Annotated in this window: 17 protein-coding genes; 11 read left to right on the top strand and 6 right to left on the bottom strand. The window is 44.7% G+C overall.

Going from position 1 to position 17,778, the window contains the following annotated elements; genetic code table 11:
- Positions 1–242: 242 nt before the first annotated feature.
- The 3 genes from R7P69_RS15920 to R7P69_RS15910 are packed head-to-tail and all read left to right on the top strand — an operon-like array spanning position 243 to position 2,973.
- On the top strand, positions 243–470 hold the full coding sequence (locus R7P69_RS15920; protein ID WP_005382190.1) for a FeoA family protein: 228 nt from the start codon (positions 243–245) through the stop codon (positions 468–470).
- Positions 470–2,746 (top strand): Fe(2+) transporter permease subunit FeoB, encoded by a 2,277-nt coding sequence (feoB, locus tag R7P69_RS15915; protein WP_017819946.1) that lies wholly within the window; start codon positions 470–472, stop codon positions 2,744–2,746. Before R7P69_RS15920 ends, feoB begins: the two co-directional genes overlap by 1 nt.
- A complete protein-coding gene (locus tag R7P69_RS15910; RefSeq protein ID WP_005382192.1) occupies positions 2,743–2,973 on the top strand; it encodes a FeoC-like transcriptional regulator in 231 nt (76 codons plus the stop codon). Before feoB ends, R7P69_RS15910 begins: the two co-directional genes overlap by 4 nt.
- Positions 2,974–3,081: 108 nt before the next feature.
- Here R7P69_RS15910 and R7P69_RS15905 read toward each other — a convergent pair whose 3' ends face one another.
- The 3 genes from R7P69_RS15905 to argS all read right to left on the bottom strand — a co-directional run bounded on the left by R7P69_RS15905 (position 3,082) and on the right by argS (position 6,090).
- Entirely contained in the window at positions 3,082–3,603 is a 522-nt protein-coding gene (locus tag R7P69_RS15905; RefSeq protein WP_042523163.1) for a YqhA family protein, read from the bottom strand.
- A 150-nt stretch (positions 3,604–3,753) separates the two neighbouring features.
- The gene (locus R7P69_RS15900; protein ID WP_005446436.1) at positions 3,754–4,182 is read right to left on the bottom strand and encodes an HIT family protein; all 429 of its coding nucleotides are present in this window, start codon (positions 4,180–4,182) and stop codon (positions 3,754–3,756) included.
- A 174-nt stretch (positions 4,183–4,356) separates the two neighbouring features.
- A complete protein-coding gene (gene argS / locus R7P69_RS15895) occupies positions 4,357–6,090 on the bottom strand; it encodes an arginine--tRNA ligase (RefSeq protein ID WP_054576704.1) in 1,734 nt (577 codons plus the stop codon).
- Between the two features lie 220 nt (positions 6,091–6,310).
- Between argS and R7P69_RS15890 the strand changes: the two genes are divergently transcribed.
- A complete protein-coding gene (locus R7P69_RS15890; protein WP_065274265.1) occupies positions 6,311–6,907 on the top strand; it encodes a VOC family protein in 597 nt (198 codons plus the stop codon).
- A 72-nt stretch (positions 6,908–6,979) separates the two neighbouring features.
- On the opposite strand, the gene R7P69_RS15885 is transcribed toward R7P69_RS15890, so the two are convergent.
- The 3 genes from R7P69_RS15885 to purU form a co-directional block, all read right to left on the bottom strand.
- A complete protein-coding gene (locus R7P69_RS15885) occupies positions 6,980–7,348 on the bottom strand; it encodes a hypothetical protein (protein WP_005382200.1) in 369 nt (122 codons plus the stop codon).
- Positions 7,349–7,352: 4 nt separating this feature from the next.
- Entirely contained in the window at positions 7,353–8,972 is a 1,620-nt protein-coding gene (locus R7P69_RS15880) for a S1 family peptidase (RefSeq protein WP_005382202.1), read from the bottom strand.
- A 206-nt stretch (positions 8,973–9,178) separates the two neighbouring features.
- A complete protein-coding gene (purU, locus tag R7P69_RS15875) occupies positions 9,179–10,012 on the bottom strand; it encodes a formyltetrahydrofolate deformylase (RefSeq protein WP_005382206.1) in 834 nt (277 codons plus the stop codon).
- Between the two features lie 218 nt (positions 10,013–10,230).
- Here purU and R7P69_RS15870 point away from each other — a divergent pair, with 218 nt between their 5' ends.
- From R7P69_RS15870 to rnd, 7 genes are all read left to right on the top strand, one after another.
- Positions 10,231–12,171 (top strand): ATP-dependent DNA helicase, encoded by a 1,941-nt coding sequence (locus R7P69_RS15870; protein WP_005382210.1) that lies wholly within the window; start codon positions 10,231–10,233, stop codon positions 12,169–12,171.
- 29 nt (positions 12,172–12,200) lie between these two features.
- A complete protein-coding gene (gene tsaB, locus R7P69_RS15865) occupies positions 12,201–12,902 on the top strand; it encodes a tRNA (adenosine(37)-N6)-threonylcarbamoyltransferase complex dimerization subunit type 1 TsaB (RefSeq protein ID WP_017634804.1) in 702 nt (233 codons plus the stop codon).
- Between the two features lie 60 nt (positions 12,903–12,962).
- Complete coding sequence (locus R7P69_RS15860) at positions 12,963–13,268, top strand: hypothetical protein (protein ID WP_005382213.1); 306 nt, start codon at positions 12,963–12,965, stop codon at positions 13,266–13,268.
- A gap of 41 nt (positions 13,269–13,309) precedes the next feature.
- A complete protein-coding gene (locus R7P69_RS15855; protein ID WP_005382214.1) occupies positions 13,310–13,867 on the top strand; it encodes a Slp family lipoprotein in 558 nt (185 codons plus the stop codon).
- A 6-nt stretch (positions 13,868–13,873) separates the two neighbouring features.
- On the top strand, positions 13,874–14,728 hold the full coding sequence (locus R7P69_RS15850) for an alpha/beta fold hydrolase (RefSeq protein ID WP_064353714.1): 855 nt from the start codon (positions 13,874–13,876) through the stop codon (positions 14,726–14,728).
- A 106-nt stretch (positions 14,729–14,834) separates the two neighbouring features.
- Positions 14,835–16,526: a long-chain-fatty-acid--CoA ligase FadD gene (gene fadD / locus R7P69_RS15845; RefSeq protein WP_005382216.1), complete on the top strand. Its 1,692-nt coding sequence runs from the start codon at positions 14,835–14,837 to the stop codon at positions 16,524–16,526.
- 78 nt (positions 16,527–16,604) lie between these two features.
- Positions 16,605–17,723, top strand: coding sequence for a ribonuclease D (gene rnd / locus R7P69_RS15840; RefSeq protein ID WP_031777213.1), 1,119 nt, complete (start codon positions 16,605–16,607; stop codon positions 17,721–17,723).
- Positions 17,724–17,778 lie beyond the last annotated feature (55 nt).

Below are 17,778 nucleotides of genomic sequence, written 5' to 3'. Positions count from 1 at the left end.
TTTGAATTTTTTGTTTTTTGTCTTGGTTTGTGACATTTTTGTTTCGTTAGGTGTCATTTTTAATTGTTAATTTTGACGTAAATAACGAGAGGAAATTTACGAAGTTAACGTTTGAAAGCGTGAAAACATTTACGGAATCTTTGATTTCACACAAGGATTGAAGGGGTATAGGGGAGTAATATTGGCAACCTAAACTTATTAAATAATAATATTTCTCATTAGCAATACTCTTAAGGGCCACTATGAAGTTATCAGAGATTAATCCTGGCGATACGGTGACGATTCGGTTGTTAGATGGTCTTTCATCAGATATCAGAAAGAAACTCATGGTAATGGGGCTGCTTCCCAATACAGAAGTCAAAGTGATTCGACGTGCGCCAATGGGCGATCCTTTACAAGTCGAAGTCCGTGGTGTGTCTGTCGCATTGCGAGAAACAATTGCTCAGAAAATTGAAGTGGAGCGAGTGTAATGCAATATCAAGTGCTAACCGTAGGTAACCCTAATAGTGGTAAAACGACGCTATTTAATGGTTTAACTGGCGCAAAACAGCAAGTTGGTAACTGGGCAGGCGTCACGGTTGAAAAGAAAACGGGACAATTCAAGCATGCTGGGGATGAGTTTTTGCTCACTGACCTTCCGGGTATTTACTCATTAGACAGTGGTAATGATAGTAATAGTATTGATGAATCCATCGCATCGCGTGCGGTTCTAACTCATCCTGCTGATCTCATTATTAACGTGGTGGATGCTACAAGTTTAGAGCGCAGCTTATATATGACGCTGCAACTTCGCGAACTTGGTCGCCCTATGATTGTTGTCCTCAACAAGATGGATGCGCTAAAGCGTGAACGTCAGATGATTAACGTTGCAGAGCTTGAGAAAACGTTAGGTTGTCCGGTTGTCAGTTTATCTGCAACCAATAAAACTCAAGTGGCAGAGTTTAAAGAAAAGCTTCATAAATCCATCGTTCAAGGAGTGCCACTTAAGGAATTGTCTTTGCATTACGGTGAGAAGATGGAGTCGGCAATTCAAACGGTTTCCGCACTTTTTAACGACCAAAACGTCGCTCATCGTGCACTAGCGATTCGTGCGCTTGAAAAAGACACAATGGTGCTCAATAGTCTTTCTGATATTGATAGAAGCAAAGTCTTGGAAGTCATTACGACGTTAGATTTGGATATCGATTTGCATGTCGCGGATACTAAGTATACGCATCTGCATGAACAGTGTAAAAAAGTTCGCCGAAGCGAAGGCAAGTTAAGTCGTAGTGTGACTGAAAGACTCGACCAGTTTATTTTGAACAAGTGGATTGGAATTCCTTTCTTCTTTGTTGTTATGTACCTGATGTTTATGTTCTCGATTAACATCGGTAGTGCATTTATCGACTTTTTTGACATTGGTGCGGGCGCATTGTTGGTTGATGGTGGACATCACTTGTTAGATGGTCACCTACCTGTTTGGCTGGTTACGGTGATTGCTGATGGTTTAGGCGGCGGTATTCAAACGGTTGCTACCTTCATTCCGGTTATCGCGTGTTTGTACCTGTTCCTAGCGGTACTTGAGAGCTCAGGTTACATGGCTCGTGCTGCGTTCGTGCTCGATAAAGTCATGCAGAAAATCGGCCTACCGGGCAAAGCATTTGTACCGTTGGTTCTTGGTTTTGGCTGTAACGTACCATCAATCATGGCGACTCGTACTCTAGACCAAGAACGTGAGCGTAAACTGGCTGCATCTATGGCGCCATTTATGTCATGTGGTGCTCGTCTGCCTGTATACGCGCTATTCGCTGCGGCATTCTTCCCAGGTTCTGGCCAGAACATTGTATTCGCACTTTACCTACTTGGTATTGTGGCAGCGATCTTCACAGGTCTTTTCCTTAAGCACACGCTTTACCCAGGTAGCAGCGATAGCCTAGTGATGGAAATGCCAGATTACGAGCTTCCGACGCTACAAAACGTGGTGATCAAAACTTGGCAAAAGCTAAAGCGCTTTGTACTTGGTGCAGGTAAAACCATCGTTATCGTCGTTGCTATTCTGAGTTTCTTCAACTCATTGGGTACTGATGGCAGTTTTGGTAATGAAGACAGCGAAAACTCGGTGCTTTCTAAAGCTGCGCAAGTTGTAACTCCAGTATTCGCGCCAATCGGTGTTCAAGAAGATAACTGGCCAGCGACGGTTGGTATCATTACCGGTATCTTCGCAAAAGAGGCGGTAGTTGGTACGCTTAACAGCCTGTACACCACGCCAAGCGACGGTGAAGACGCAGAATTTGATCTAATGGGCAGCCTAGAAGAGGCAGTAATGAGTATCCCTGAAAACTTAGCCGGTTTGAGCTACTCAGATCCACTAGGCATTGAAGTGGGTGACTTAACTGACTCAAATGCCGTTGCCGAAGAACAAGAAGTCGATGCTTCTATCTTCGGTAACATTAAATCTCAGTTTGCTTCTGGCAATGCCGCATTTGCTTACCTAATCTTTATCCTACTGTACACACCTTGTGTGGCGGCGATGGGGGCTTACGTACGTGAGTTTGGTCATAAGTTCGCACGCTTTATTGCGGTTTGGACAATGGGCTTGGCTTACCTATGTGCGACGTTCTACAACCAATTGACGCATTTCGCAGATAGCCCAGTGACAAGTGGCATTTGGATGGCTGTGATCGTTGCTATCTTCTTTGGTACCTACCGTGTGTTCAAACAAGTTGGTAAGAAACAAAACGGTGCATTAGAGGCGCAAGTAGCATGATTTTAAAAGAGCTTTATCAATACATTGCAGACAAAGGAACCGTCTCCCAGTCAGATCTGGCTAAACAGTTTGGGATGAGTGAAGATGGCGCCGACGCGATGTTAAACGTGTGGATTAAGAAGGGCAAAATTAGCCGCCTAGTCGACACTAATAAAGCTCATGACGTGACTCGTGTTCGCTACTCAGTGACTAAACAAGATGGTTTGTCTCTGACAGTCACCATGTAGCGACTATCAAAATTAGTCACCTAAAAATTATCACGTAAAAACGACAAAGCCGCATCAGCAATGATGCGGCTTTTATTTTGCTGGTTATTGTTTGTGAATACAGCGAAATTAATGTTCTTCAGAGTGTTTAGTCGCGCCTAACCCTAGGAACTTCAAACCAAGACTTAAAACTAAAATCGAAATAGGTAATGTTAAGATCGTCCAATCTAAGCTGTCGAAGTTAATCAGCACGAGCTCTAAGAACTTCACAAACAAGATCACGATGATGACTTCAGCCAAAATGTTTTTTAGATGGCCGATGTTCGGGGTTCTGATCCAATGCAAAACCGACTGCTCTTGTGTTTTCGCTTTAGCTTTGTTGGAAATAAATAGTGTGTAGATGCCGTGAGCAAAGATGAACAAAACTAGTGCGACAAGAAACGTATCCAGTGACTTGATCAAATAAGCGATCGCGATGTCTGCTTTATCTAAATGTGCGAGTGCTTCTGGAGGTGTTTGATTGAGAATGAAGACCGCAAATGCCGAATAGGTTTTTGCTGCACCCATAAGAAAAAGCAAGAATGAAGCAGCCATGGAACAGATGATGGCGATCCAGCTGACGTATCGGAATGTGTTGAAGACTTGTTTCATGATGACCCTCTCTAACTGAGCTGGTAGTCTAAACAAGTTTTATTTTAGTGATAATCCCAGAAAAATGAGAAAGATTGTTACAAATACGTATTAATCTTTCTCTGTCTATTTCAGCCGTATTCAAAGGCGAATTATTTTCGCTTGCAGTTCTTATGCTTTTTGGAAAATAGAGCTCAGTGACAACACGTTTTTAATGCGACCAAGTAATTCGTTTTGCTCTTCTTCTGTACGGAATTCACCTTTGGTGTTACCCCAAACCGGTCCCGGCCATGCGACGTCATCTTTGAAGCGAGCAATATGGTGAATGTGCAGCTGTGGCACCATGTTACCTAGTGCGCCAAGGTTTAACTTGTCTGGACGGAATGTTGCTTCCAGTGCTTGGCTTACTGCCTGAGATTCTAGCAAAAACTGTTGCTGTTCTTTCATTGGCAAGTGGTGAAGCTCTTTTAGGTTTGCACGTTTAGGTACCAAAATAACCCATGGCACGGCATTGTCTTTATGCAGAAGTGCCACACACAGTGGGAAGTGACCGATAACGGTAGTGTCTTTTGCCAATTGAGGGTGCAGTTCAAAACTCATTATATTATCCGATTTGAATTGAATGACATCAGTATACGCCAGATAAAACAAAAGGTTGACGCTTTCACGCCAACCTTTTGAAATCATATCGATTCTCGATTCTCGATTCTCGATTCTCGATTCTCGATTCTCGATTCTCGATTCTCGATTCTCGATTCTCGATTCTCGAATCGCTTACATGCGCTCTAGAGTATCAATACCTAGTAGAGACAGACCTTGCTTGATGGTCTTCGCTGTTAGCGCTGCTAGTTTCAGACGGCTTTGTTTCACTGCTTCGTCTTCAGCAACTAGGATAGGGCACGCTTCGTAGAAGCTAGAGAACTGACCTGCTAGTTCGAATAGGTAGCTACACATGATGTGTGGTTGACCTTCGCGAGCGACAGATTGAACCGCTTCTTCGAACTGCATAAGCTTAGCAATAAGTGCTTTCTCTTTCTCATCAGTGATTTTGATGTCACCTTGGAGAGCGTCCATAGCAACACCAGCTTTAGCGAAAATAGAAGCTACGCGAGTGTATGCATATTGCATGTATGGTGCTGTGTTACCTTCAAACGCTAACATGTTGTCCCAATCGAACACGTAGTCAGTCGTACGGTGTTTAGATAAGTCAGAGTATTTAACCGCTGCCATTGCAACTGTTTTAGAGATCTTCTCTTTTTCTTCCGCATCTAGCTCAGGGTTTTTAGATTCGATCAGTTGTGCTGCACGAACTTCTGCTTCATCTAGAAGGTCGGCAAGGCGAACGGTACCACCCGCACGAGTCTTGAATGGCTTACCATCTTTACCAAGCATCATGCCGAACGCGTGGTGCTCAAGAGATACTGACTCTGGCACGTAGCCTGCTTTACGAACAATTGTCCAAGCTTGCATTAGGTGCTGGTGTTGACGTGAGTCGATGAAGTAAAGCACACGGTCTGCGCTTAGCTCTTCATAACGATATTTTGCACATGCGATGTCTGTTGTTGTGTATAGGAAACCGCCATCGCGTTTTTGAACGATAACGCCCATTGGTTCGCCATCTTTGTTCTTGTATTCATCTAGGAATACAACTTGCGCGCCATCATCTTCAACGGCAAGACCTTGTTCTTTTAGGTCTGCAACGATCTTAGGAAGCATGTCGTTGTACATGCTCTCGCCCATCACGTCGTCACGAGTCAGTGACACGTTTAGACGGTCGTAGTTGCGCTGGTTTTGGATCATGGTTACATCAACGAGTTTTTTCCACATTTCTGCACAGTACTCGTCACCGCTTTGCAGTTTCACAACGTAGTTTCGCGCCTTTACTGCGAAGTCTTCATCTTCGTCGTACAGCTTTTTCGATTCGCGGTAGAAGCCTTCAAGGTCCGCAAGTTCCATAGAAACTTCGCCAGACTCTTGTTGTACACGCTCAAGGTTTGCGATAAGCATACCGAACTGAGTACCCCAGTCGCCGATGTGGTTCGCACGGATCACTTTGTGACCTAGGAACTCAAGAGTACGTACTACCGCATCACCGATGATGGTTGAACGTAGGTGACCAACGTGCATTTCTTTAGCAACGTTTGGTGCAGAGTAGTCAGCAACGATAGTTTGAGCTTCGTCTTCTGCAACGCCAAGACGTGAGTCAGCCAGTGCTGCTTCCGCTTGTTTTGCTAGGAACTCTTCGCTTAGGAAAATGTTGATGAAACCAGGGCCAGCGATTTCTGTCTTGCTCGCAATACCATCTAGGTCTAGAACATCCAGTACTTTCTGTGCAAATTCTCGTGGGTTAGTACCCAGTTTTTTAGCAACGCCCATTACGCCGTTTGCTTGGTAGTCACCAAATTGTGGCTTTGCTGATTGGCGTACTGCCGCAGGACTGCCTGCAGGTGCGCCAGCGGCTTCTAGAGCCTGAGATACTTTGTCATTAATAAGTGCTTGGATATTCACACGCGTTTCCTTCAATTCAAGGACGAAGAACTCGGCGAAGTAAGTGCCGAGTTCTGTTGGAGTTCACAAAAATGGGGCTAATGATAACAACTTTATTGCTTTTCATACAGAGAGGAATTGGGGAAATTTATACTTTTTCGATTGAATGGAAATGTGGTTTGGTTTGCGTTTACTATTGCGCTCAGAGTAATAAGATAAATCGCCCCAAAAGAGAACCACAATGACGACTCAACTAGTTGAAAAACGCCTAGCGCCTAAATTGATGATCCAAGATCTGGATGCATTTATGGCGAAGATTGAAGAGCTTGCATCCCTGTTAAAACTGGATCTGAGCTTTGCTCAAGCTGACCATATTGCGCTGCGAATTAATGATACTGAAACAGCAAAAGCCGCGCATGAAGCATGGAATCAATACGGTAAGGTGATTTCACAAGCGAAAATCAACGGTCGTCCAATCATTGTTATTGAGTTCGATAAAGCGTTGGAAAGTCGTGGCTGGAAGATTGAGTGTCTGGAGCTGCCATACCCTGCGGAAGGCAAAATCTACCCAACTGAAAGCTGGGAACATGTGGAGTTTGTGATTCCGTCTCATGCCGAAACCGCAGATGAGTTTCTTGCTGATTTGAGACACACTTATCCAGCGTTTGGCGCACGCTTTAATGAGTTAGAAGAGCTGGGTGTGAAGATCAAACTGTCGAGCCCGAAAGGGGATGGCGAACGCTTGAATAACCCAACAGTGGCGTTTAAGTACCAAGGCATTTGTATCAAACTGCACCCGCATTCACTTAAGCGTATTGTGGAGTCTGAGCAGGCGTAAAACGCTAGGGTGAGAATTGCTGAGTTGCGATAGGCAAAAAGGGAGCCGAGGCTCCCTTTCGTAAGCGAATCACTATTTAGCCAGTGACTTGCTTTTTGGGTTGGTAATGGAAAGTTTTTTGCCTTTCAACTCTTCATCTAAAGGCAGTGTAAAAGTTTTGGCAAACGGCATTCGTTTACAATGATCCGCCTTGTCTCTAACGATAGTAATAAGAGCTTCTGTCTGTGAGCTTTGCTCTATTTTTAGGCTAAAATCATCGTTCTTACTGCAGCCGTTAGACTCTGTGATAAATGAAATTTGACTCTCACTTGTCCTATAAGTCTCTACCATCATTGCTTGGTGCTCAGACGTCTGGTTTGTTTGCAGTCCTGCGTTTGCTGAACATGCAGTTAAACTGATAGTGCCCAAACCAAGTAGGAATATCTTGAGTCTATGTTTCATCTCGTTACCTTTTTTTGCGTCGTACGAATGAACCTGCAGCCATTAACACCAGTAGGCCAATAGATAAACTGCCGCCTGAACTAGACTTTTTATTAACGTCGTTACCAGCATCGCCCGTATTATCTGTGCTGACTGACATATTTATGTTGCGAACAAATGCTTGCGCGCTGTAAATGCCACTTGAAAACGGGTGTTGGACGTATTCAAACGTTATCGTATTAGATGCTTTGTAAAGATCGATCTGGATCTCTTTATAATCGAGGAGTTGGTTGGTGCTATCGTAAATTTCACCATTAACTAAGATGAACAAGTAATCAAAACCATCGGACATTACTTTGAGATCCATGGTAAGTTTGCCCTTCGGAAGATCGGTCAAAACCAGCTCAGATACACCAGGATAAGCTCCCATATCCGCTGATTGCAGTTCACCATTTTCAGCCGTCCAAGCGTTTTGACCGGTATAAACATTTGCGTCTGCTAGCGGAATGGCATTACGCACTGATCTGCTTGCTTTATCTACACCTGAATACTCGAAAGTTGTTGTGAGTCTGGACAGTTTCGGATGATCGGTAAAGAGCTCTATCGTTGTTTCTGATCCCGAATAGCTAGGTTGGTAGCCGACGGTAATTTGACAGCTTTGCGAAGGCTTTAAGGTACCAGTACAAGTGCTTTTCTCGATGGTACTTCCGTATGATATTGTGCTTTGGTAGATGTTGAATGGGATAGTATCGTCATTACGAATAGTAAAGGTCTCTTGCTGCGCTTTTCGCTCAACGAAACGAAGATCTCGGTACTTAGTGAAGCTGATAGTATTGCGATGGCTATCTATCCATCCATTGTGTTGAAAATGAGCGACGTTGGCGTAAACACCATAAGCGTTTGGTTGAGCACATCCATCCCCCCAGCTGACCACGCCTAGCAATTTGTTGATACCGTTATCATCAACGATGAGTGGACCGCCGCTATCTCCTTGGCAGCTATCTTTACCTCCCCAATAGTATCCGGCGCAAATACCGTCATCTGATACATTAGAGTAGTTTCCTGGTAGGTTTTGGCAGGTAGCTCGATCTACGTATTCCAAATCTACTTGTTGTAAAACGGTTGGGTATATTCGGTCTGTCGTGGACGTATTTCCCCATCCAGCCACGTGCAACTTGTCTCCTACGCGTACGCTATCTAAAAGTTCTGGCGTTGCCAGGTCAATAGTTGCGCTATCGATATTGCGTTCTAATTCAATAAGAGCGATGTCATTGTTCGTTGTTATGTTGTTATATTCATCATGTGAATAGATATTTTTAATGGCGATGCGCTGTGCTTGAGACTCTCTGTTTTTGTCATAAAGACCAAGAACGATATCCAGATCGTCCGCATTAAGACCTTCCACACAGTGCGCAGCAGTTAATACGTATTTTCCACCTAGGAAACTGCCACCACAAAAGTGACCAATAGATGTAGGTTGTCCTTTACGTACCAGTGAAGCAATAAATTTCCAGTCGGAAGTGTTGGCAGGTTCGCCGCCGATAATGCGAGTGGATACATCATTCTGAACAGGCTCAAGAGTATCTGCGATTGTGGTTGCTGGTAAAGTCAGCCCAATCAGAAAAGCCACTAACGTTTTTTTCATTTTAATTCCGTAATATTAACGTGGTTTATTATAAGGAGGGCAAATGATAAACGGAATCATTCTCTCAGTAAATAGTTGTGGAGAAATGAAAAATTATAACGTATCGGTTTAACTTTGATGGTTAGAATTGGAGGGGGGATCTTCTGAAAAGATGAAACCCGCCAAGTTGGACGGGTTTCACTATCGTTGTAACTAGTACGGAGGGATTACAGGATCACTGTCTTATTCCCATAAACAAAGACGTGGTCATTGATCACTTTATTCAAAGCCTTACTCAATACGTTCTTCTCTACATCGCGTCCCGCTTGCGCCATATCTTGGGCATTGAATGTATGGTCGACAGGAATTACGTCTTGCTTGATGATCGGCCCTTCATCTAAATCATTAGTCACGAAGTGTGCTGTTGCACCGATGATTTTCACACCGCGATCGTAAGCTTGTTGATATGGCTTCGCGCCAATAAAAGCAGGTAAGAAGCTGTGATGAATATTAATGATTTTGTGGTGATATTTCTCAACAAACGTCGGCGTTAATACGCGCATGTATTTAGCTAGCACCAAAAAGTCAGCATCGTATTGATCGATCACTTCTAGCATCTTCTGCTCGTGTTCTTCACGGCTAAGGTTTTCATGGGTCACATGGTGGTAAGGAATGTCGAAGCGTTCAGTGAGAGTTTGCAGTTTGTCGTAATTCCCCACCACAGCGGCGATCTCAACATCTAGGCTTCCATCGTAGGTTTTCATCAGAATATCGCCTAAACAATGCGCTTCTTTTGTGACGAGAATGACGATGCGCTTACGGCGAGAGCCAACCAATTTACGCTTAGCACCTTGCGGGAGAGCTTGGTCCAAGTCGGCAAGAAACGTTTGATCGTTGAAGTACCCCTCCAACTCCGTTCTCATGAAAAAGTGGCCACTGGTATTATCAACAAATTCGTTATTGTGAACGATGTTGAGTTGGTGCTTGTAACAGATATTAGTAATTTTCGAGATGAGACCCGGGGCGTCAGAACAGTGGGTCAACAGTGTTTTCTTTTCCATAAATCAGGTACTTCCATGCATTAATATTTTAGCGTACGAATTTGTTATTATTCCCTGGCGGGTGTAACTGTACTGCCATGTTTCACCATAAATAATCTATTCTTACGTTGGTTTCAACAAAATATCCGCGTGTCGCCGCAAGCTGGTCAGATTGTGGGCTGATGTCACTCCTATTCCTCTGATATACTCTCGATAATTTTTCAAACTCAATACCAAGCATGATCGCAAAAACTTTTTCCTCTGATGGCGCGTTAGGTAAGGCCATTCCTGGCTTTCAAGCTCGTCAGCCACAAATCGATATGGCGGAAGCCGTCAGCAGTGCGATCAAAGATCAAACCCAGTTGGTGGTGGAGGCAGGAACCGGAACCGGTAAGACCTTCGCCTACTTAGTCCCTGCGCTGTTAAGCGGTAAAAAAGTGATCATCAGTACAGGCTCGAAAAACTTGCAAGAGCAGTTGTACCATCGTGACTTACCGCTCATGGTCAATGCGCTTGGTTTTTATGGCCAAGTGGCGTTATTAAAAGGGCGTTCTAATTATCTGTGTTTGGATCGTTTGAGCCGCCAAATGGTCGAAAGCCACACTAATGAATCTGACCCGACGTTATTAACTCAACTGGTTAAAGTGCGTGCTTGGTCATCAGAAACCAAAACAGGTGACCTTGGTGATTGTGATGATCTGCCAGAAGACAGCATGATCATTCCGACTATCACCTCAACCAATGATAACTGTTTAGGTAAAGAATGTCCGAGCTACACTGATTGCTTTGTATTGAAAGCGCGTAAGCGAGCCATGGATTCCGACATTGTTGTAGTGAACCATCACTTGTTTCTTGCTGATTTAGCGATCAAAGAAACAGGATTCGGTGAACTGATTCCAGAAGCCGATGTGTTTATTTTTGATGAAGCTCATCAGTTGCCAGATATTGCGAGCGAATATTTCGGCCAGTCAGTTTCAAGCCGCCAAATTCACGATCTTGCCAAAGACATTGAAATAGCCTATCGCACCGAAGCCAAAGATATGCGTCAATTGCAAAAAGTGGGCGACAAACTCATGCAAAGCGCAATGGACATGCGGATTGTATTGGGTGAGCCAGGCTTTCGTGGCAACTGGCGTGAGGCGTTGCAATCAGGTTCTATTAAGCGAGAATTATTGCGCTTAACTGACAGCCTCGAATTGGCGATTGATGTACTCAAAATAGCCTTAGGGCGCAGTCAATTACTGGATACCGCCTTTGAACGAGCCAATTTGATCAAAGGCCGTATAGACCGGGTATGTGATGTCGATATTACCGGTTACTCATACTGGTACGATACCTCGCCTCGTCATTTCGCTCTGCACATTACGCCTCTTTCTGTCGCGGACAAGTTCCATGAGCAAATAGAGATTAAACAAGGCGCGTGGATTTTCACGTCAGCAACCCTAGCCGTATCGGGCGATTTCAAGCACTTTACTGAGCGCCTTGGCCTCAAGCCTACAAAGCAATTTTCTCTGCCGTCCCCCTTTGATTATCAAAAGCAAGCGCGCCTTTGTGTGCCAAGGTATTTGCCAGAGCCAAACAGTAACGGCTTAGCGGATAAGTTAGTCCGAATGCTTGCTCCGGTGATTGAAGAAAATGATGGTCGCTGCTTCTTTTTATGTACCTCGCACAGCATGATGCGTGAACTAGGTGAGAAGTTCCGAGAAGTACTTGAGCTGCCTGTGTTAATGCAAGGGGAGATGAGTAAGCAGAAAACTTTGGCGGAGTTTATGGAACTGGGTAACGCTTTACTCGTGGCGACAGGCGCCTTCTGGGAAGGGATTGATGTTAGAGGTGATGCGCTGAGCTGTGTTATTATCGACAAATTACCGTTTACCGCCCCTGACGATCCGTTACTCAAAGCCCGTATCGAGGATTGTCGATTACGTGGCGGTGAACCATTTGCTGAAGTACAAATCCCGGATGCAGTGATTACGTTAAAGCAGGGAGTCGGGCGATTAATTCGAGATCAGAAGGATCACGGTGCGTTGATCATTTGTGATAATCGCCTCGTCACGCGAGACTATGGTGGTATTTTCCTCGGAAGCCTACCACCTATCCCAAGGACGCGAGACTTAGATGGAATCAAAGCATTCCTGAAAGCAGAACAATCTGTCACAGACGCAAGTGCTGAGGCATAACCCAATAAATGAAAGTTGTAGAGAGTTAAATGAGCGCAAAAATTCTTGCTATCGATACAGCGACTGAAAACTGTTCAGTTGCGTTGTTGGCTAATGATCAAGTGATTTCACGTAGCGCGGTTGCACCACGCGATCACACCAAAAAAGTACTGCCAATGGTTGATGAAGTACTCAAAGAAGCTGGCCTGACTCTACAAGAGCTGGATGCGTTAGCGTTTGGACGTGGTCCAGGTAGCTTTACTGGCGTTCGTATCGGTATTGGTATCGCACAAGGTTTGGCGTTCGGTGCTGACTTACCTATGATCGGCGTTTCAACGCTGGCTGCAATGGCTCAAGGTAGCTATCGCTTACATGGTGTGACCGATGTCGCTGTGGCTATTGACGCACGTATGGGTGAAGTTTACTGGGCACGTTACACTCGCCAAGCAAACGGTGAGTGGGCAGGGATGGATGCAGAGTGCGTAATTCCACCAGCACGTCTCGTTGAAGAAGCACAAGCAGACGACAAAACGTGGACGACAGCAGGTACTGGTTGGGATGCTTACCAAGAAGTATTAGCAGGCCTACCGTTTAATTTGACGCATGGTGACGTTCTGTACCCTGATTCACAAGACATCGTGATTCTTGCTGAACAAGAATTTAAAAAGGGTAATATCGTGCCGGTCGAAGATTCGAGCCCTGTTTATTTACGTGATAATGTGACATGGAAAAAACTTCCTGGTCGCGAATAGTCCGTTTTTCATTAACCTGACAAAAAGCAGGGCGTTTGCCCTGTATTTTTATGGAGTGCTATGGCGTCGATTAATGGCTTGCCTCCTTCTTTGATTCCCGGTGCAAATCGCACTAATAAAGCCAGTCAAAAGAAGCCGGTAAATAAATCACAAACAAAGCAGCCTGTAGGTCAGCCTTCAAAGGTTGCTAACGCCGTGGCGCACTCCATAAAACACGTGGATGAGTCCCAAATTCACCGAGCTCAAGTGCAATATGACCTTCCTGAAGGGGGCGCACGTAAAGCAATGGAGCAGTACATGGATGTCATGAATCGAGCTAAAAAAGAGGAACTGGCTCAATTACTTGGTGTCGATATTTACGTGTGAGATCTCCCCAGCTTGGGGTTACTAATATTGAAAGGTGGTTTATGAAGGTTTTTGGACGGTTTTTTCTCGCATTATTTGCTACGGTTGGTTTGTCTGCGTGTAGCTCGTTGCCTGAGGAGCTAAATGCAAGCACAGAATTGGTCGTTACAGACTATAAAGCTTTTGCTGAGTCTCAGGGGCAAGTGAGTGAAGATGTTCGCCTTGGTGGAATCATCGCTAAAGTGGATAACTTTAAAGATAAAACGCGTCTAGAGATTGTAAACCTTCCTATCAGTAAGTCTGGTAAACCTGATATCGATGAAGAGCCTACGGGGCGTTTTGTCGCCTATTTTGATGGCTATTTAGAGCCTGTCGCCTTTAGTGAAGGCCGTTTGGTGACGGTTGTAGGCAAAGGAGCAGGGGAAGAAGAAGGAAAGATCGGTGAGCACGGTTACATCTTCCCGGTAATAAAGGGGGAAGGGTACCGTTTATGGAAAATTGAAGAACGTGTACGCATGTATGACTCGCCAACCTACTTTTACCCATGTTACTCGATTAACTGCCGCATGTGGCGTAATGATTTCCCACAAGACGGTAAAGTGATAAAACAGGTCAAATAATCTGCGATGCATGAGCGTCAATTCGAGCTTCCTGCCGGCAAAATGGCAGCCCTTGAGATAGGGAACGAGAAAACGGCTGACTTGTCAGTCGTTTTTCTTCATGGGTGGTTAGATAATGCGGGCAGCTTTAAAGCGCTCATGGAGCAGTTGAATCAACTTAATCCTCACTTACACCTCCTCGCCATCGATCATTTTGGTCACGGTTTATCGAGTCATAAATCTCACGATAATTATTACCCCTTTCACGACTATATTGCCGATTTGTATCAGTTTTTGGACGAATTATCACCAAACAGACTGATATTAGTAGGGCATTCACTTGGTGCTTTAATCGCAAGTTGCTATAGTGCAGCGTTTCCAGAGCAGGTCGAAGCTCTTGTGCAAATTGAGGGAGCAGGACCTCTTCATGAGGATCCAACTAACAGTTTGCCTCGTCTTCGCGATGGCGTTTTAAGTCGAATAAGACAGCAAAACAAGCCAGAGCGAGCCATTGCCTCCTTCGATCTGGCGTTAAAATTACGCATGCAAGCCAACCAATTAACCGCTGAGCAACTTCTACCGATAGTCGAGCGTGGAACAGAGCAGCGAGGAGATAAATGGTATTGGCGGCATGACGCCAAGTTAAAATGTGCGTCGCTTTACCGAATGGCGCAAGCGCATGCTAACTCGATTACCAGCCAAATACGTTGTCCTCATTTGATTGTATTAGGCGATCAAGGATTTCAGAATTTACCATATAACCAAGCTGATTGGGGAGAGAACCCACCGCAAGTGGTTTCTGTCAAGGGTGGTCATCACTGTCATTTAGAGCAAATACTCGAGGTCGCAACGCGAATTCTTGGTGTAGTTAACAAAATTTAAACAAGTGTTTGAGAGTTGCGTGCTCAAGCACGTTCGCTGTGCTGTAATAGCTTTCAAAATAAAAAGGACGCTATTTTTTAGCCAGTTATAAACGAGGAGTAACATCGTGGATAAACCATGGCTTTCACGTTATCCAAGTGACGTACCTGAAACCATTAATCCAGAGCAATATGAGTCTTTGGTAGAAATGTTTGAACAGTCTGTACAAAAATATGCAGACCAACCAGCATTCATGAACATGGGCTCGGTTATGACCTTCCGTAAATTGGAAGAGCGTAGTCGCGCATTCGCAGCGTATCTGCAAAACGAGTTAAAACTGCAAAAGGGTGACCGTGTTGCTCTGATGATGCCAAACCTACTGCAATACCCAGTGGCGTTGTTTGGTATTTTGCGTGCAGGTTGTATCGCCGTAAACGTTAACCCACTTTACACTCCTCGTGAACTTGAACACCAATTGAATGACTCAGGTGCGACGACGATTGTGATTGTGTCTAACTTTGCGAATACGTTAGAACAAATTGTCGATAAAACACCAGTCAAACACGTAGTGTTAACCAGTCTTGGTCAAATGCTGCCACGAGCGAAAGGTACGATTGTCGATTTTGTCGTGAAGTACGTTAAGGGCATGGTGCCTAAGTACGATTTACCTGGTGCAATCTCAATGCGTCAGGCTCTACGTAAAGGTCGTCGTCTACAATACGTTAAACCGTTTATGTCTGGGGATGACATTGCATTCCTGCAATATACGGGGGGGACGACAGGTGTCGCGAAAGGCGCGATTCTGACTCACCGCAACATGATTGCGAACGTTCTACAGGCAAAAGGCGCGTACGGACCGGTTTTATCTCCGGGGCGTGAATTAGTCGTAACAGCATTACCGCTGTATCACGTATTTGCTCTTACCGTAAACTGTCTGCTGTTTGTCGAAATGGGTGGTCGTAACTTACTTATTACCAACCCTAGAGATATTCCAGGGTTCGTGAAAGAGCTACAAAAGCATCCGTTTACTGCGATTACGGGCGTGAATACCTTATTTAATGCATTGGTCAATAATGAAGATTTCCACGAGTTGGATTTCAGTAATCTACGTTTAGCCGTTGGCGGCGGCATGGCAGTGCAGCGCTCAGTGGCAGAAAGATGGCAAAAGACCACGGGTTGCTATTTGCTCGAAGGTTACGGTCTAACAGAGTGTTCTCCGTTGGTGGCGGCATATCCGCATGATCTTGTTGAATACAATGGCTCTATTGGTCTGCCGGTACCATCAACAGAAGTTCGTATCGTGGACGAAGAAGGCAACGCTCTTGCGAATACTGAAACTGGTGAACTTCAAGTTCGTGGTCCTCAGGTTATGCAAGGTTACTGGCAACGACCTGAAGCAACGAAAGATACGATTAACGAAGACGGCTGGCTATCAACTGGCGACATCGTTAAGTTCGATGACGAAGGCTTCCTGCATATCGTTGACCGTAAGAAAGACATGATCTTAGTATCAGGCTTTAATGTTTACCCGAACGAAATTGAAGACGTTGTAGCACTACACGGCAAAGTACTTGAAGTTGCTGCTATTGGTCAGCCGCATGAAGTGTCTGGTGAATTAGTGAAGATTTATGTCGTGAAACGTGATCCGAGCTTGACCAAAGACGAAGTGATCGCGCATTGTCGAGAACACTTAACTGGCTACAAAGTTCCGAAGTTGGTTGAGTTCCGCGAAGACTTACCTAAAACCAATGTCGGTAAGATCTTGCGTCGTGTTTTACGCGAAGAGAATGACGCTGAACTTGCGAAGAAAAGCGCATAAGCCGATTTCGTCGAGTCGAGAGATTTAAAAAATGATAGAATGCCAGCGTTTTGCTGGCATTTTTATAGCGAGAAGTATGTGAACTATCAAATTATTACTAAAAACAAAGACCTAGAAGAGGTTTGCACTCATGCCCGAGAGGCAGACGTAGTGATGCTGGATACCGAATTCGTTCGTATTCGCACTTTCTACCCGCAGTTAGGTCTGATTCAGCTTTTCGATGGTAATCGCCTCTCGCTGATTGATCCGACTGAATTAACGGATATGACGCCGTTTGTAGCGCTATTAAAAGATACTTCTGTGCTAAAAGTGCTGCACGCATGTGGTGAAGATTTAGAAGTTTTCCAAAACGCTTTTGGTTGTACACCATTCCCTATGGTGGATACGCAGCTGATGGCCGCTTTTCTCGGTCACGGCCTATCGACAGGCTTCGCATCGCTGGTGGAAGAATATTTAGGCGTAGAGCTCGACAAAAGTGAATCACGTACCGACTGGATGGCTCGTCCACTGACACAAAAGCAATTAGATTATGCTGCCGCAGATGTTCATTACTTGTTACCGTTATACGAAAAGCTGTTCGATAAGGTGACGCAAGCAGGTTGGTGGGAAGCTGTACAGCAAGAAAGTGATTTACTCGTTTCGAAACGTATTCGCGTAACCAATGAAGAGAATGCCTACCTTGATATTAAGGGCGCTTGGCAATTAAAACCTTCTGAGCTGGCTATTTTAAAGCCATTGGCGACGTGGCGTTATCGTGAAGCAATCAAACGAGATTTAGCGCTGAACTTTATCTTCAAAGAAGGTGATCTATTAACGGTCGCTCGTCTTGGTTTAACGAACTTTAAGAAGATGGAAGCAGAAGATATTGATATCCGAGCGATTAACCGCCATGGCGCGAAGATTGCCGCGATTGTTAAGCAAGCGAAGCAAACACCTTCTGAAGAGTATCCTGCGAAAATTGAGCGTTTAATGGACTATCCGGGTTACAAGCAGGTCTTCAAAAATATGAAAGACTTGGTGAAATCGGCTTCGCAGAAGTCAGGTTTAGCCACGGAGTTCCTTGCCTCTAAAAAGCAGATCAATCAGTTGATCAGTTGGGTTTGGAAAAAAGATCGTGACCCAGAAGTATTGCCTGATTTGATGCAAGGGTGGCGTTTGGATTTACTCGGCGACAAGATGAATAAAGCATTAAAGTAATGAAAGATGAAAAAGGTTGGCCTCGATGCCAACCTTTTTCGTTCTAATTAGAGCA

This window comes from Vibrio sp. 661 (genome assembly GCF_033339315.1).
Classification (GTDB): domain Bacteria; phylum Pseudomonadota; class Gammaproteobacteria; order Enterobacterales; family Vibrionaceae; genus Vibrio; species Vibrio alginolyticus.
This window is presented reverse-complemented; position numbering and strand designations above follow the sequence as displayed.